Raw genomic sequence first — 16,529 nt, forward strand, 5'->3', positions numbered from 1 at the left:
GTTATAAATGATACCCTACGTCAAACGCTTTTTTATTTATTTCGATTGTCTTTGGTGGTACTGTTTTTTCAATTACGTCATACCACTGCTCTTTTGTAAAATCCATATGCTGTGCAGCAACCCCTAAAACAATTAAATTAAACACTTTCGGATTTCCTAGTTTTTTGGATTCTTCTGTGGCATTCACTTTATAAACTTTATGCTCCTTCTCAAGCTTCTCTATAATTCCTTGCGGATATTCTGCCACTCCGATTACAACTGGCATAGGATCAATACGCCAGTCATTGATGATCAGAACCCCGTCTTTTTTCAGAAAATGTGCATACCGAAGCGCCTCCAACCGTTCAAATGCAATAATAACATCTGCCTGTCCCTCTTCCACTATCGGCTCAGCCACCTTTTCCCCATAACGTACAAATGTAACAACGCTTCCGCCTCGCTGTGCCATTCCATGTACCTCTGATAATTTTACGTCATAACCGCCCGCAATCGTAAGCCCTCCTAAAATCCGGCTCGTAAGCAGTGTTCCCTGTCCGCCGACGCCTACTATCATAATATTTTTTGCTGCCATCTTTATTCACCCGCCTTTACCAGTTCTATTGCACCGAATTTACATAGGGATTCACACAGACCACATCCCGTACACATTGTATCGTCAATGTGAATGGTCCCGTCCGCATTTTTTGTCATTGCAGGACATCCCGGTTTCATACACATACCACACTTTTTACATTTCTCCTCATGCGCAACGTATAAAGGCTTTTTAGATTTATCCAGAAGAACACAAGGAGATTTTGTAATGATAACAGAAACCTCGTCTTTTGCTACTTCTTCTTTGATTGTCTTTTCTAAAAGTGTAAGGTCAAAAACGTTGACTTCCACTACATTTTTAATTCCCATTGCCCGACACAGCCCCGCAATATCTATTGCGTAGGTTATGTCTCCCTGCAATGTCTTGCCCGTAGCTGCATGATCCTGATGGCCGGTCATTCCTGTGGTAGAATTATCCAGAATCATTACTGTCCCTGTCGCCTTATTATAGACCATGTTCATCAACGAATTAATACCCGTATGTAAAAAAGTAGAGTCTCCAATCACCGCAACCCAGTTTTTAATATATTCTTTTCCCTTTGCCTTCTCCATACCATGTAGAGTAGATATACTAGATCCCATGCACATAGTTGTGTCAATCACACCAAGAGGCGGCACAGCTCCCAGTGTATAACATCCAATGTCACCAGCCGCATGCATGTTTAACTTTTTTAGCACATAAAATGCGCTTCTGTGCGGACATCCTGGACATAAAATCGGCGGACGCCCCGGTGCGGCTGCCGGCTGTTCCAACACAAGTTCTTCTTTTAAAATTCCCTTGCGCAGCATATTGGCACTGTATTCTCCCTGTACAGTGAAAATTTCTTTTCCTATTGCCTGAATCCCCCAGGCTTTCACCTGCTCTTCAATCACCGGATCTAGTTCTTCTACAATATACAGCGTCTCTACCTTAGCTGCGAATTCTTCAATTAATTTTCTTGGAAGAGGATTTACCATTCCAAGCTTTAGCACAGAAGCCTGCGGCAGAGCTTCCTTTACATACTGGTAAGGAATACCGCTTGTAATGACACCGATTTTGGTATCGTTCATCTCCACCTTGTTTATAGAAAGTGTATTTGCCGCTTCGGCAAGCTCCAGATTCCGCTTTTCAATCTCGATATGACGCAGTTTTGCATTTCCCGGCATCATAACATTCTTCTGAATCTGCTTTTTATATGGCTTATCTTCCACTTCTTCTCTCTCTTTTAATTCCACAAGTCCTTGAGAGTGTGCAAGACGTGTTGTTGTACGGAAGATAAACGGACGATCATACTTCTCACTTAATTCGAACGCCGTTTTGAAGAAATCCTTTGCCTCCGCGCTGTCCGATGGTTCGATAACCGGAATCTGTGCCGCACGCGCTACCATACGTGTATCTTGCTCATTCTGAGAACTGTACAGTCCTGGATCATCTGCAACAACCAGAACCAGCCCTCCGTTTACGCCCATATAAGAGACTGAATACAGCGGATCTGCCGCCACATTTAAACCTACATGTTTCATACACGCCATAGCTCGCACTCCAGAAATGCTTGCTCCTACCGCTACTTCTGCCGCCACTTTCTCATTTGGCGCCCATTCTTCATATACATCTTCTTTGTACTGCACCAGATATTCACTAATTTCTGTACTCGGTGTTCCCGGATATGCAGAGGATACTTTCACTCCTGCCTCATATGCACCGCGGGCAATTGCTTCATTGCCGAGCATGATTACTTTTTCTGCCATTTTACAGCCCATCCTTTCGTAAATCTGTTACTCTCTTTGCTTTTCCTTCGAATCTCTGCAGAGAATTCGGCGCCACCAGGCGAATCTGTGTAGCAAGACCGAGCTGTGATTTCAAAGCCGACTTGATACGCTGCTCCAGATCGCTCAATTTTCCATAGCTGTCAAGCAGCCTGTCGTCCACCAGCTCTACTGTGATTGTCATAACATCCAGGCGATTCTTTCTCTCCACCAAAATCTCATAGTGAGGGCCGATTTCCTCTATCTTAAACAGTACCTCCTCAATCTGTCCCGGAAATACATTGACGCCGCGAATCACAAGCATATCATCTGCACGTCCGGACAGATTCGCCATTCTTACCGTTGTTCTTCCGCATTTGCATGGTTCATACATAAGCCTGGTCAAATCTCCTGTACGGTATCTGACAAGTGGGAGCGCCTCTTTTCCTAAGCAGGTAATCACCAGTTCTCCTGTCTCTCCCGCCGGAAGCACTTCCTCTGTCTCAGGATCAATAATCTCCGGTATAAACCAGTCCTCGTTGATGTGCATGCCGCATAATTCCGTACATTCCCCTGAGACTCCCGGACCGCACAGTTCGCTCATCCCGTAATTTTGTGTACAGACAAACTGCTCTCCCCATACCTTGTGCATCTCTTCTCTCATCGGCTCTGTCATACCTTCTCCGCCGAACAGCCCGATATGGATTTTCAAATCTTTCGCCGGATCGATTCCCCGTTCTCTTAACACCTCACCTAGATGAAGTGCATAGGAAGGCGTTGCTACAAGCAGTGTTACCCCCATATCCTGGAGAAACATAATCTGTTTGTTTGTGTTTCCCGATGACATCGGAATTACGGAAGCTCCGATTTTCTCCAAACCTCCATGCAGTCCTAATGCTCCAGTAAATGTTCCGTAGCCAAATGAAATCTGTGCTACATCCTCCTCCGTCGCTCCACCCATACAGGCGATACGCGCCACATTGTTAAGCCACACATCTAAGTCTTTTCTTGTATATCCTACAACTGTAGGCTTTCCCGTCGTGCCCGAGCTGGCGTGATAACGAACAAGCTCCTTTTTGTCCACCGCAAACAGACCATCCGGATAATTATCCCGAAAATCCGCTTTATATGTAAACGGAAGTTTTTTCAAATCTTTTAAAGAAACGATATCCTCCGGCTTTACTTTTGCCTTATCCATCTTCGCTCTGTAAGACGGAACGCGGTCATAAATATAATGAACCGTTTCCTTTAGCTTGTTAAGCTGTATGTCTTCAATTTCGCTTCTTGGCAGGGTTTCCTCCTTTGCCCATATCATGTCCTTTTTCCTCCTTTAGGCTTTCAAACATTTGTCTTTTCCAGTATACCACAATACTTTTTCGAATTAAAGTAGCAAAGAGAAAAATGAAATATAAATTTAACGAAGCAACAAGCAGTGCGAAAAGAACAGGTAAACTCTGTGTCATGCTTGCATGTAAGCAGAGGGCTTTCTGCTTCTTTTCATTCGGCGACTGTCGATAGCGAAATAAAGCGTAGCGGAATTGAGCTGGCACTGCGGAAGCTGACGAAATGGTTCGCGCAAGAGAGCGTGTATTGCAACGTTCGCCAGGGCTTCGCCGAAATTCCTCACTTTTGCAACACACGCTCTCTTGCGCTTACATTTTCGCCAGCTTAAGTTTATAATTTCAGACAAAACAGAACCGACTTCACACTGCTACAGAGTTCCAGTCAGAAGTTTTTCCTCCGTCTATAGGGAAGTGGCATCCTAAAAAAAGAAATCGGCTTCACGTTGTTATGGCCCTCCAATTAGAAGTATCTACACTACTTCTGATTGGAAATGCATAGCAACGTGAAGCCGATTTCTTTTTTATAAAATTTAACTAACAAGGTGCCTTCCGAATGGCGGGGTAAAAACTTCTGACTGGAAGTGACAGCAAAAACACTGTATCAGATAAACAGGGCATTGACAAGGAGCGTTCCGAATACAGTTCGCCTGGTTCTTAGCACAGGGCATCTGCGTGTTCCAATGGACACACAGATGCTTTGTGCTTAGAAGCACTCGAACGGATGAGGTAAAGCGGGTCCTGCCCTGTGTTCTGATACAGTGTTTTTTGCGTACCTTCTGTTAAAGCTTTTCTTCCAAACGAGGAAGGGATTTTTGTCAGTTAACTTTATATTTTACAAAGTTGATAAAAAAGCTGCTACTAGTATGGGATTTACATATGCCTCTACAATTATTCCTATAAATATCATAATAGCAACAAAAATGGACTTCTGTGAATTCCATCGGTTTTGCGGATAAGAATAACAATACCAGATAAGAACCACATAGGCCGGTATATAAAACAGAAATTGCGGAAAAATTCCAACAATACACAACAAACTCCCTTTAATTCCTAGTTCTAATATCGCTGCTGAAATCAAGATACCGCTGGAAATGCCCGTCCACACCAAAAACAGGATTGCTGAAATCTTTCTCATTTTTGTAAATGACAATCCCAGCAGAACCAAAAACGGAAGAATACGCAATCGCAGCAAATACCAAATATATTCCTCCATAATAATTTCAACATTTCCAAACTGCTTTAAAAAATAATCGCTGAAAATCCCCGGCTCTGCTACATACTGTTTTGCAAGCAGATTAATATAAAGAATACCGGCGAGAAATCCAGGCATAAAGAAAATAAATAGCTGCTTTCTCGTATGAAGTATCTTCACAAGGTGTTCCCCCTATCGTTAAGATATTTCATTATATGCCCGCTACTATTATTTATTCTTTCTATATTTCACATCATACGCAAGAAGAGAGGAGATTGTCTTTGCATCTTCTATTTCTCCTGTAAATATTTTTTCTTTTAATTCTTCTATTGTATATGCCTGTATCTCAATAAACTCATCTTCATCTAAATGTTGTCTGGAAGGTATCAGCTTATCTGCCACATATACCTCGATTTTTTCATTACAAAATGCTACCGTCGTCCGCAAGGTAATCAACCACTTTAGATGTTCACTGCGGAATCCTGTTTCTTCTTCTAATTCTCTTGATGCACAGGAAATTCCCGGTTCATCTGTACTGTCAAGCGCACCCGCCGGAATTTCCAATGTATATCTCTCCAACGCATTTCTATACTGCCTGACCATTAAAATTTTCCCCTCATCTGTAACAGGTACAACCGCGGCCGCACCTTTATGTTTGATAAAATCCCAGGTTGCTGTATGTGTTCCGTCAATCTCCATTGTGTCCTGATAAAATTCCAAAATTTCTCCTTTAAATTTTAGCTCTCTGCTAAGCCTTTTAATTTTATTTTCCATTATTCTTCTCCTTCTATTTTTCCATCATACAGAACCGCTTTTAACTAAAGAAAGCCCTTGTCAACTGACAAAGGCTTTACTTTCACTGGCTTGTTCTGATTCTATCTATTTGGCATAATCTGTAGCCCGTGATTCGCGAATTACATTTACTTTAATCTGACCTGGATATTCCAATTCAAATTCAATCTGCTTCGCGATATCCCTGGCCATAAGTACCATATCGTCATCAGATACTTGCTCCGGAACTACCATTACACGAATCTCTCTTCCTGCTTGAATAGCAAAAGATTTATCTACACCTTTAAACTGATTGGTGATCTCTTCTAACTGTTTTAATCTGTTGGTATACGTTTCAATTGTCTCTCTTCTTGCCCCTGGTCTTGCTGCGGATATTGTATCTGCAGCCTGAACCACACACGCAATTAATGTCTGCGGTTCCACATCTCCATGATGTGATTCCACCGCATTAATAACCGTAGCAGATTCTTTATATTTTCTGCACAAATCTACTCCGATCTGTATATGCGATCCTTCTACATCATGATCGATTGACTTTCCAATGTCATGTAAAAGTCCTGCACGCTTCGCCATTCTTACATCCAGCCCGATTTCTCCGGCAAGAAGCCCCGATAGCTGTGCCACTTCTATAGAATGCTTTAATGCATTTTGTCCATAACTTGTCCTGAACTTCATACGTCCGAGAAGTCGGATCAGTTCCGGATGAATACCGGGTACACCGACCTCGATTGCCGCCGCTTCTCCTTCTTCCCGTATCATGGCGTCGACTTCCTTTTGAGCCTTTTCCACCATTTCTTCTATTCTGGCGGGATGGATACGTCCATCCACAATAAGTCTTTCTAGGGCAATTCGCGCAACTTCTCTTCTAATCGGATCAAAGCCGGATAAAACAACTGCCTCTGGTGTATCGTCAATAATCAATTCTACACCTGTCAGTGTTTCGAGAGTTCTGATATTTCTTCCTTCTCTCCCTATAATTCGGCCTTTCATCTCATCACTTGGAAGCTGCACAACTGAAATTGTAGTCTCAGCCACATGGTCAGCCGCACATCTTTGAATTGCATTGACAACATATTCTTTCGCTTTTTTGTCTGCATCCTCTTTCGCCTGTAACTCCAATTCTCTGACCATTTTAGCTGTATCATGCTTCACATCTTCTTCAACAGTTTTCAACAGATATTCTTTTGCTTGTTCGGAGGTTAATCCTGAGATTCGTTCCAGTTCCTGTACTCTTTTCTGATTCAGTTCTTCTACCTTGGCTTCACGTTGTCTTAATTGCTCTTCTTTCGCTACAAATTTAGCTTCTCGATGTTCGATAGCCTCTGAACGTTTATCTACGGCTTCTTCCTTGGCCAGCACTCTTTTTTCATAGCGCTGCAATTCAGTCCGTCTCTCCTTTGTCTCTTTTTCCAGTTCATTCTTCGTCTTAATTGACTCTTCCTTGACTTCCAAAAGAGCTTCCTTTTTCGTCGCTTCAGCAGTTTTCACAGCATCATCAATGATTTCTCTTGCTTTCGTTTCCGCATTTCCTATCTTAGATTCTGCATTCTTTTTCAGATTAGAAATCGTTACAAAATGAGTAATGATACCAACTATCAACGCGAGGGCCACAGCAATAACTACACATCCAATTATCGGCACAGGAGCACCTCCTTATTTAATTTTCATTGTACAAATTCACTTAAATACAACACTTAAATTTTATACTGTTTTCACAACTCTGTCAAGCATTGTCATTACAATTTTGTATCACTTGACGGACTGCCTCATATCGGAACCCTTTTCGTGCCAAATACGCGTATATTTTATGCATCTGCATCTCGTCCATTTTTCTTGGGTCTATCCGCTTTTTACGAAATACTGCTAATATCGCTTCTTCTTCTGCTTCCTCTTCATAACAGGTAACAAATGCCTGTTCTATTTTTTCTCTGTCAATTCCTTTCTGCGTAAGCAGCGCATATATTTCTTTACGGCTTTTCTTATCTTTCCGACTTAAAATAAACTGTTCTGCATAACGTAAATCATTCAAATATCCAAAAGATTTTACATATTCCAACACCTTTTCTACAATATCCTCTGGATACATTCCTTGTATCAGTTTTCTGGAAAGCTCATCTTCTGTTCTATCCATATCCTCCAAAAGATGCAGCGCACGCCGTTTTGCTCTTTTCAGTACAATCTCTGTCCGGATCTTCTCAACGGTCTCCTGCGAAATTTCTTCTTCCTCTGCAACACCATAGCATGACAGTTCGCCTTTATATAAAACAAAAGCGAACTGTCCATCTATATCAATTTTATATTTTATCTTTGTCAACGCCTCGATCTTTGTGACAACCATACCTTATTCCTTTTCTGTTTTAGGAGTAAGCTTCAAATCCTCTGCCGTTTCTCCAGAATCCCCTTCGCCGTTCAAATGATAATGTGCTCTTACTTTCTGTTCTAATTCTTCCATTACTTCTGGATGAGATTCTAAATAAACTTTTGCATTTTCTCGCCCCTGCCCAATCTTCTCTCCTTCGTAAGCATACCATGCCCCGCTTTTTTTCACCAGATCAATTCCTGCTGCAAGATCCAGCACATCTCCAGCACGCGAAATTCCTTTTCCAAACATAATATCAAATTCTGCCTCTTTAAACGGAGGCGCAATTTTATTTTTTACAATTTTAATACGAGTCCTGTTTCCAACCATCTCTCCGCTTTGTTTTAATGTCTCCGTTCTTCTGACATCCATACGGACAGAAGCATAAAATTTCAGCGCTCGTCCTCCTGTGGTTGTCTCTGGATTTCCAAACATCACTCCCACCTTTTCACGAAGCTGGTTGATGAAAATAACTACACAATTAGACTTACTGATAACCGGTGTCAGTTTTCTAAGTGCCTGGGACATCAATCTTGCCTGCAGCCCTACATGACTATCCCCCATATCTCCTTCAATTTCCTGTTTTGGTACAAGCGCTGCAACAGAATCTATAACAATAATATCAATCGCTCCAGAGCGTACCATTGTCTCTGCAATCTCCAATGCCTGATCTCCGCTGTCCGGCTGGGAAATATATAATTCGTCAATATCAACTCCTATGTTTTTCGCATATACGGGATCTAACGCATGTTCTGCATCAATAAACCCTGCAATGCCGCCTCTTTTCTGTACTTCTGCAATCATATGCAGTGCTACTGTAGTTTTACCGCTAGATTCCGGACCATATACCTCTATGACACGTCCTTTGGGGACACCACCAAGTCCCAGCGCCAAATCCAGGCTCAAACATCCTGTAGGTACTGTCTCTACCGCCACTTGTGCTCCTGACTCTCCAAGCTTCATAACCGTTCCTTTTCCAAAGTCCTTCTCTAATTTTGCAATAGCTGCATCCAGAGCTTTTTTCTTTTCTTCCGTATTCACAGCCTTTGTCATCTCTATTTTATTTGCCATAGTATCCGTTACTCCTTTTCGTTTTTCGAACAATCGTTCGATTCTGTTTATTATAGTATTATATTGCTTCGAAAATGTCAATAGAATTTTCTTGTTTTTATTATACAATATTACATGTACAATAAAACGGTCTCATCCCCCTTTCTTCCTTTAATTGAATTTAAAAACGCTAGTTTTTGCTTGCAACTACGATTACAAACCAGCAGTTACTGTTACATCTAAAATCCTTTTTCTGCTATTTACACTATTTTTTTTACTCTCTAAAACAAATTAAATTTAATCATTATAATTGGGAAAATTTAACAAAACCAGCCGGCAGAAACGCCATGAATGCTGTTGTGTCAGAAGCTAAAATCCTCTGTCTCATTTATCATAACATGTGCACGCCTCACAAACAAGACTAAATATAAATTTAACGAAGCAACAAGCAGTGCGAAAAGAACAGGTAAACTCTGTGTCATGCTTGCATGTAAACAGAAGTTTGTCTGCTTCTTTTCCTTCGGCGACTGCCGATAGCGAAATGAAGCGTAGCGGAATTGAGCTGGCACTGCGGAAGTTGGTAAAGAATGGTACGCAAAAAGAGAAGGCAGTGCAACGCAGGTCAGGGCTCCACTGTGGTAAATTCGATTGAATGTTTGTAATAGTGTAGAAACATATCGTCCATTGGAACTCCATACTTCTCACTTAACAAACAGAACAATCTGTATCTACCACGCTCCGCTTAAAATTCCCTGCTTATGCACTCCTTCTCTTTCTGCTTACGTTCTTCCCCAATTAAATTCACAATTTCATACAGAACAGAACCGGCTTCACGCTGCTATGCATTTCCAATCTGAAGTAAACAAATTTTTCTGGTTGGGAACTCACGGCAGCGTGAAGTTAATTTCTTTTTAATGAAATTCAACTAACAAAGTTGCCTTCCGAATGACAGGTAAAAACTTCTGACTGGAAGTGACAGCCAAAAACACTGTATCAGAACACAGGGCATTGACAAGGAGCGTTCCGAATACAGTTCGCCTGGTTCTTAGTGCAAAGCATCTGCGTGTTCCAATGGACACACAGATGCTTTGCACTAAGAACCACTCGAACGGATGAGGTAAAGCGGGTCCTGCCCTGTGTTCTGATACAGTGTTTTTTGCGTACCTTCTGTTAAAGCTTTTCTTCCAAACGAGGAAGGGATTTTTGTCAGTTAACTTTATATTTCCAGTGATCTTTTCTTTGTACTTGTCACTTTTTCTTCATAGCACTGGAATATTTGGCTTGTTTTTTCTTTTTTCATTCTCGGTGTAATAAGACTGACTAACGGGACAACAGCAAGTCCTGCTGCCATCGCCACAGCTCCCGCGTTAATGGATGACTCAATATAATGCAGGAACATATTCGACACGGTAATGCCGATCCCACAGATAAAGCTTGCCCACACGGCACAGCGTGTCACTCTTTTCCAATACAGACCATACAAGAATGGAGCCAGGAATGCTCCTGCCAGTGCTCCCCAAGAAATTCCCATCAACTGGGCGATAAAAGTAGGAGGATCCAACGCAAGCACCACAGAGACCAGAATAAAAAATACAATAAAAATTTGCATTGTGACAATCTGCTTCTTTTCACTCATATCTTTCATTACATTTCCTTTGAGCAAATCCAATGTCATCGTAGAGCTGGAGGTCAATACAAGAGAAGACAGTGTAGACATAGATGCAGAAAGTACCAGCACAACTACAATTCCGATCAAAATATCCGGAAGTGTAGATAACATATGCGGAACAATACTATCAAAAACAACTGTTCTAGTATGCTTGTCATATATCTCCGGAGCGTCAAACAATCTTCCAAAACCGCCTAGAAAATAGCAGCCGCCAGATACTACGATTGCAAAAACTGTTGAGATTACTGTACCAGTGTTGATCGATTTCTCATCTTTTATTGCATAGAATTTTCCGATCATCTGCGGAAGCCCCCAGGTTCCAAGAGATGTCAGAATGACTACACCGAGCAAATTGAGAGGATCCGGCCCGAAAAAAGAAGTAAATGCACCAGGCTGTCCTTGTGTCACTGCAATATCACTCGGAATTTCTGCCATTTTACCAATTGCCTCTATAAATCCTCCCTGTCCGTTTAATACTGCTGCAATCACCGCCACAATTCCAAAAAGCATGATAATTCCCTGTATAAAATCGTTGATCGCTGTCGCCATGTACCCTCCCAGAATCACATACAGAGCTGTAAAAACTGCCATTGCAATTACACAGTACGTATACGGAATATCAAATGCCATTCCAAACAGCCTGGACAGACCGTTGTAAACGGATGCTGTATAAGGAATTAAAAATACAAACACAATCATAGATGCTGTAATTTTCAATGCTTTACTGTCAAAACGAGCACCGAAAAAATCCGGCATTGTTTTTACACCCAGATGCTGTGTCATAACCTTCGTTCTGCGCCCTAATACCACCCATGCAAGAAGGCTGCCCAAAAATGCGTTCCCAATCCCAATCCAGGTAGATGCAATTCCATATTTCCAGCCAAATTGTCCGGCATACCCTACAAAAACAACTGCTGAAAAATATGAAGTGCCATATGCAAATGCTGTCAGCCATGGGCCGACGCTCCTCCCGCCCAAAACAAATCCATCTACACTTCTGGCATGTTTTCTGGAATACAATCCTACACCTGCCATCACTGCAAAAAATACAATTAACAAAATAATTTTAATCCCCATCTTCTCTTCCTCGCCTCCGCCAATTCGCTTTAAAGCGCAACGCTTTAAAGCATTAAAGTAAACATATATAGATTAACACGGAATTTCCTTCCGTGTCAACCTAATTTTTGTACCAAAGAACTTATTTGGAAATTGGGAATTTCAAGTTCGAACTTAAATTAATTTTATACAATTCTCCTTCCCCTTATACCCTAAAAATTTCTTTCATTATCTGGAAACAAATCCGGTCTTAAATGTGTCATATCTGTAGGATTTTTCTCTATACGCTCGATAGGGTTTGGACAATAGACATTATAAGTCTCCCTGGAATTCATTTTTATAAATGTACCCGGATCATTTAGTGCTGCCTCTTCCTCCTTCGTCGGCCTTGGCGGACGAGTATACACATATGCAATATGAGGATACATACTATCACCCGGTGTCTTTCCAAAAACGCTCTGTTTTGTATGAAAATATAAAGCAGAATATCCACCTGCATCTACATGCGCAAGCCCTCTTGGCAAAATCACCAGATCTCCTGCTTTAAATTCATAATATTCTTCTTCACAAGTATCATCTCCCACACCAATTGTAACACTCCCGCTACCTGAAAGTATAAATTTATATTCTTCAATATCCGGATGAGAATGAGAATCGAAAGGTCTCTCCTTATCTGATGAAGCTAACTTTTCAGCTAAATTACAAATTGCTATATCATCCGTCCACGTTAATGGATAGCTTGACTGCTTCAGACCTGCATTTGCATTATAAACCGGAGGTGCATCTTTTCTTTTTAGCACACGTGCTCCTAAAACAGAAGCATTTTTCTTCGCCTCTTCTATATTCTTTTTTACATTTGTCTGTTCATCTATCGGTGTCACCTCTCTATATATTTCATTTGTATCTAAGGCTTTATAATTCTGATCTAAATCTTTTCTGTTTTCACCTAAATCCATGTATTTTTTCTTACTTCCTGCAACTTCACCAAAGCATATTTCATGCGTTCTGGTTTGATTATAGCAAGTCAAACTACCGCTTGCCTTTAAATTTTGCATTTCTGCCGTAGTAGGACGTTTTGGAACATCTACAGTTACAACTGGGTGCGGATATCTGTTTGTCCCTGCTGTGGTTCCATAGACTCCCGTCCGGGCATGCAGGCAGATTGCTTTCCATTCTCCTTCCATACGGTAAGGAACTTCTCTTGGAATAATAACTACTTCTAATTCCTGAAATTCATATATTTCCGTTTCAAAAGAGCATCCGCCATCGCCAAAAATAACACGCCCTTCACCTTCTAAAATATAAAAATACAGATTTATATCCGGATGATACTGCGTAACCCACGGTCTTTCAACATCTGTCTCTGCCTTTTTTTCTATATAAGTAAACATTCCCAGATCATTTACTTCAGATAACGGATAAAACCATTGCCTGCAAGCTGTCTCATTCACATACACAGGAACTGCATCTGCCCCTCTTATAATCCTGGCTCCTGGAACTAACGGATTTTTACATGCCTCCTGCCTGTCCTTTTTACTCTGCTCTGCATCAGCATCTGTACGTACAAGTTTCATATTCAAACGATACACTTTTTTACCTCCTAAAAATATACACTGTTATTCATCAAAACATGTCCTCTCCAGCTAAGATTTTACACCGCCCGCCATAATTCCATCCATAATTTTTTCCTCAAAGATCATAACGAACACAATAATAGGAATCAAAATAATACATCCCATTGCACTCAGCAAATCCCAGGGTACATCATACGCATTTGCACGTGGTAAAGTAGATATTCCTATGGTTAGAACCTTAATCTTCTGCGAGAAAAACAGAGGTATAAAGAATTCATTCAGGCAATTTATAAAATTAATTATGCAAATTGTCGCTATCGCAGGTTTAAGAAGCGGAATAATCACATAAAATATTTTTTGAAAAAAACCAGCACCGTCAATTTCCGCTGCTTCTTCTATTTCTGTTGGTATCCCGCTTAAATAATTCCTTATAATCAATACAGAAAATGGAACCAGCGCGCTGATATACAATAAAATTAATCCCGGATATGTATCAACCAGAGATAATTTTTTAAAAAAATCATATAATGGCCTTGCCGTAACAATCGCAGGGATCAGTGCAGAAAAAACAATAATTCCATATGCAAATGTCAGTTTTTTTGTCGCGAATCTTTCGAAAGCGTATGCTGCAAGTACACAGATAAATGTAGAGATTATTAAGGTTGGAATTGTAATAATCAATGTATTTATTATTTGCGGTACTATCCCCACTTGTTCTATCAGTGTGACATAACTCTTCAGTGTAAAATGTCGGGGTATCCATTCGATTGGCACAGCAAACAAATCTTCATTCGGTTTTATAGAAGATATAAAAATCCAATAAATAGGAATCAGAATAATAAGCGCTATCACAATAGTAATAAGCCACTGAAATATTTTAAATGTTCTTTTCTTTGTTGTATTCATATCCTTCACCTACTAATCCGAAAATTTTTTCATGCCGGCAACATTCAGTCCACTCAAAATCAACATAATGAGGAACAATACTACTGCTATTGCAGACGCATATCCTAAATTCAAATTATTAAACGCTTCTATTAAAATTCTGTATGATAACACAGAAGTTCCATCATAAGGCCCTCCCGACGTCATTGCATATACTAATTCGAAGTTTGTAACCCTCCACATCGTAAAGAAAATAGATATGGACATAACAGTTTTCATGATATTCGGAAGAGTAATACTGAAAAACGCTTTTATGCTGCTGGCGCCATCAATTTTAGCCGCTTCATAAATATCCCCCGGAATATATTGAAGAGCTGCCAAAACTAAAATAGCAAAATACGGTATGTCTTTCCAAAGATCCACCAAAATTACCGCTATTCTGGCCGTATCCACATTGACCAGCCAATCGAAATGGAAATTGTCAATAAATTTACCTATCAAATCATTTATAAAACCATACTGCCCGTTAAATCCCCATCTGGCGGCCCGTCCAGCAACAATCATCGGCATCGCCCAGGGAATCAAAACAATTGTCCGCAGAAACTTCTTTCCTTTAAATTTCATATTCAATATAAGAGCCAGGCAGATTCCCAAAATGATATGAAAAGCCATAGAAACTACTGTAAAAATGATAGTAAATTCCATAGATGTAGCTATTTTATCATCCGATAACATACGAATGTAGTTTTGCAACCCTATAAAGCCACCCTGACCTCCTCGAATCACATCCATGTCTCTAAAACTGTTAATGAAGGTCATAATCACCGGATATAACGTAGTAAGGCCCCGAACCAATATTACAGGCAGAATCATAACCCAGGGAAGCCACCATTTTTTATTTCGTTTTGTCACTAATCTCTACCTCACCATTCTTTTTAGATTGGAAGGCACCGTACGAACGCGCCTTCCAAGTATCGCATTACCCTGTCTATCGCAATACTATTCAAAATTCCCTTACTTTTTATTTTGTCTCGTCCGGAAAATAATTCTTCATGCATTTGTCCATAGCTTCAATATATTCTTCAAATGTAATTTCATCACTGACATATTTCTGGAATTGTGCCCCAACTTCATTGATATATTCTGATGAATTTGAAGGAAGTGGGCGTACAACTAAATTCGTTTCCTCTAAATATGGTTTCAGTTCTTCGATCCCAGGCACGGAAAATTCAGGATCATCAATCACATCTGTCCTTGCCGGAATTCTAGAGAAGGTTTCTGCGTAAACCTTTTGTCCTTCTAAGCTTGCCGCCCAATTCAAAAATTTCTTTGCAGCTTCTTTATGCGGAGATGCCGCATTTAATACATATTGCCATCCGTTCGCATAGGTGGTTTCTTCTCCAAGATTTAACATGGGCGCAATATAGATATCGTCTGTACCATATCTTCCTGCTGATTCATAAGTCGGCATAAAACTTGAGTAGTTCAGCATAGAGGCAACTGTTCCATCCATAATCTTTTGATTCAATTCTGTATACTGATCTGCAATCTGTGATTTTGAAGTCCAGCCATTGTCTACCATTTCTTTTAAAAATTTTACTGCCTCCTGTGTTTTTTCATCAGACCAGTCATATAAATTACCACCAAACAGGTTGATAAATTCACCTATATCATTCCAGACATACGTTTGTTCCCAGCCCCCGCCGTATCCATATACGCCGTCTTTTGAAACAGTTTCCAGATATTTCACAAATTCTTCTTTCGTCTGCACAGAATCCATACCTGCTTCTTTTACATATTTACTATTTAACCAAAAGCAAAATATCTCCATAAACATTGGAACGCCTTTTCCATCGCTCATTTCAATAAAGGATTCTGGATATGCACTCTTTACATTATCCGTAAGCACATCGTCTAAGGGCTCAAGATAATCTGTATTAACCACCGACAAAATCATTTCCTGATCTGCCGATATTATATCGATCGTATCGTCCCCTGAGGAAAGTATTGTCATAAATTTTGCCGTTCTGTCAGCCGTATTCGTTGGCATGGGAACTACTTCAATTTCCAATCCTGTCGCTTCTTCTGCGGCATCCAAATAATCTTGGAAGTTACTCTGCGTTGCCGCGTCATCCAGAAACATCGTAATCTTATTATCTTCTCCGCTTTTTTCTGTATCTTTTTTTGCCCCGTCTCCACTCGGTGCGCCACAGCCGCTTAACAGTCCTGCTAGCATTGATACACATAAAAATGTACTAATCACTTTTCTTCTCATAATTTTCCCTCCATAATT

The 16,529-nt window shown here is 40.5% G+C and carries 13 protein-coding genes; all 13 read right to left on the bottom strand.

What is annotated here, in order from left to right; all coding sequences use genetic code 11:
• Nucleotide 1: 1 nt before the first annotated feature.
• The 13 genes from H8S37_RS05205 to H8S37_RS05265 all read right to left on the bottom strand — a co-directional run bounded on the left by H8S37_RS05205 (nucleotide 2) and on the right by H8S37_RS05265 (nucleotide 16,511).
• Nucleotides 2-571, bottom strand: a complete 570-nt coding sequence (locus H8S37_RS05205) for an indolepyruvate oxidoreductase subunit beta (RefSeq protein ID WP_186874945.1) — start codon at nucleotides 569-571, stop codon at nucleotides 2-4.
• A gap of 2 nt (nucleotides 572-573) precedes the next feature.
• Complete coding sequence (iorA, locus tag H8S37_RS05210; RefSeq protein WP_186874946.1) at nucleotides 574-2,319, bottom strand: indolepyruvate ferredoxin oxidoreductase subunit alpha; 1,746 nt, start codon at nucleotides 2,317-2,319, stop codon at nucleotides 574-576.
• 1 nt (nucleotide 2,320) lies between these two features.
• Complete coding sequence (locus H8S37_RS05215; RefSeq protein ID WP_186874947.1) at nucleotides 2,321-3,631, bottom strand: phenylacetate--CoA ligase family protein; 1,311 nt, start codon at nucleotides 3,629-3,631, stop codon at nucleotides 2,321-2,323.
• Between the two features lie 860 nt (nucleotides 3,632-4,491).
• On the bottom strand, nucleotides 4,492-5,031 hold the full coding sequence (locus H8S37_RS05220) for a stage II sporulation protein M (RefSeq protein WP_186874948.1): 540 nt from the start codon (nucleotides 5,029-5,031) through the stop codon (nucleotides 4,492-4,494).
• Between the two features lie 48 nt (nucleotides 5,032-5,079).
• Nucleotides 5,080-5,625, bottom strand: a complete 546-nt coding sequence (locus H8S37_RS05225) for an NUDIX hydrolase (protein ID WP_186874949.1) — start codon at nucleotides 5,623-5,625, stop codon at nucleotides 5,080-5,082.
• Between the two features lie 105 nt (nucleotides 5,626-5,730).
• Nucleotides 5,731-7,284 (bottom strand): ribonuclease Y, encoded by a 1,554-nt coding sequence (gene rny, locus H8S37_RS05230; protein WP_186874950.1) that lies wholly within the window; start codon nucleotides 7,282-7,284, stop codon nucleotides 5,731-5,733.
• Nucleotides 7,285-7,366: 82 nt separating this feature from the next.
• The gene (locus H8S37_RS05235; protein ID WP_186874951.1) at nucleotides 7,367-7,981 is read right to left on the bottom strand and encodes a regulatory protein RecX; all 615 of its coding nucleotides are present in this window, start codon (nucleotides 7,979-7,981) and stop codon (nucleotides 7,367-7,369) included.
• Between the two features lie 3 nt (nucleotides 7,982-7,984).
• Nucleotides 7,985-9,073, bottom strand: coding sequence for a recombinase RecA (gene recA, locus H8S37_RS05240; RefSeq protein WP_186874952.1), 1,089 nt, complete (start codon nucleotides 9,071-9,073; stop codon nucleotides 7,985-7,987).
• Nucleotides 9,074-10,268: 1,195 nt separating this feature from the next.
• A complete protein-coding gene (locus tag H8S37_RS05245) occupies nucleotides 10,269-11,798 on the bottom strand; it encodes a sodium:solute symporter family protein (RefSeq protein ID WP_186874953.1) in 1,530 nt (509 codons plus the stop codon).
• A 191-nt stretch (nucleotides 11,799-11,989) separates the two neighbouring features.
• The gene (locus tag H8S37_RS05250) at nucleotides 11,990-13,366 is read right to left on the bottom strand and encodes a cupin domain-containing protein (protein WP_186874954.1); all 1,377 of its coding nucleotides are present in this window, start codon (nucleotides 13,364-13,366) and stop codon (nucleotides 11,990-11,992) included.
• 54 nt (nucleotides 13,367-13,420) lie between these two features.
• On the bottom strand, nucleotides 13,421-14,257 hold the full coding sequence (locus H8S37_RS05255; protein WP_186874955.1) for a carbohydrate ABC transporter permease: 837 nt from the start codon (nucleotides 14,255-14,257) through the stop codon (nucleotides 13,421-13,423).
• Nucleotides 14,258-14,269: 12 nt separating this feature from the next.
• Entirely contained in the window at nucleotides 14,270-15,148 is an 879-nt protein-coding gene (locus tag H8S37_RS05260; protein WP_330604857.1) for a carbohydrate ABC transporter permease, read from the bottom strand.
• 109 nt (nucleotides 15,149-15,257) lie between these two features.
• Complete coding sequence (locus H8S37_RS05265; protein WP_186874956.1) at nucleotides 15,258-16,511, bottom strand: ABC transporter substrate-binding protein; 1,254 nt, start codon at nucleotides 16,509-16,511, stop codon at nucleotides 15,258-15,260.
• Nucleotides 16,512-16,529 lie beyond the last annotated feature (18 nt).

The organism is Mediterraneibacter hominis (assembly GCF_014287475.1).
Classification (GTDB): Bacteria; Bacillota; Clostridia; order Lachnospirales; family Lachnospiraceae; genus Mediterraneibacter; species Mediterraneibacter hominis.

What these genes read in the sequence shown, in the direction of transcription:
- H8S37_RS05265 (WP_186874956.1), bottom strand. Translation starts at nt 16,511, where the DNA reads ATGAGAAGAAAAGTGATTAGTACATTTTTATGTGTATCAATGCTAGCA.
- H8S37_RS05255 (WP_186874955.1), bottom strand. Translation starts at nt 14,257, where the DNA reads ATGAATACAACAAAGAAAAGAACATTTAAAATATTTCAGTGGCTTATT.
- H8S37_RS05245 (WP_186874953.1), bottom strand. Translation starts at nt 11,798, where the DNA reads ATGGGGATTAAAATTATTTTGTTAATTGTATTTTTTGCAGTGATGGCA.
- recA (WP_186874952.1), bottom strand. Translation starts at nt 9,073, where the DNA reads ATGGCAAATAAAATAGAGATGACAAAGGCTGTGAATACGGAAGAAAAG.
- H8S37_RS05225 (WP_186874949.1), bottom strand. Translation starts at nt 5,625, where the DNA reads ATGGAAAATAAAATTAAAAGGCTTAGCAGAGAGCTAAAATTTAAAGGA.
- H8S37_RS05215 (WP_186874947.1), bottom strand. Translation starts at nt 3,631, where the DNA reads ATGATATGGGCAAAGGAGGAAACCCTGCCAAGAAGCGAAATTGAAGAC.
- H8S37_RS05205 (WP_186874945.1), bottom strand. Translation starts at nt 571, where the DNA reads ATGGCAGCAAAAAATATTATGATAGTAGGCGTCGGCGGACAGGGAACA.
- iorA (WP_186874946.1), bottom strand. Translation starts at nt 2,319, where the DNA reads ATGGCAGAAAAAGTAATCATGCTCGGCAATGAAGCAATTGCCCGCGGT.
- H8S37_RS05235 (WP_186874951.1), bottom strand. Translation starts at nt 7,981, where the DNA reads ATGGTTGTCACAAAGATCGAGGCGTTGACAAAGATAAAATATAAAATT.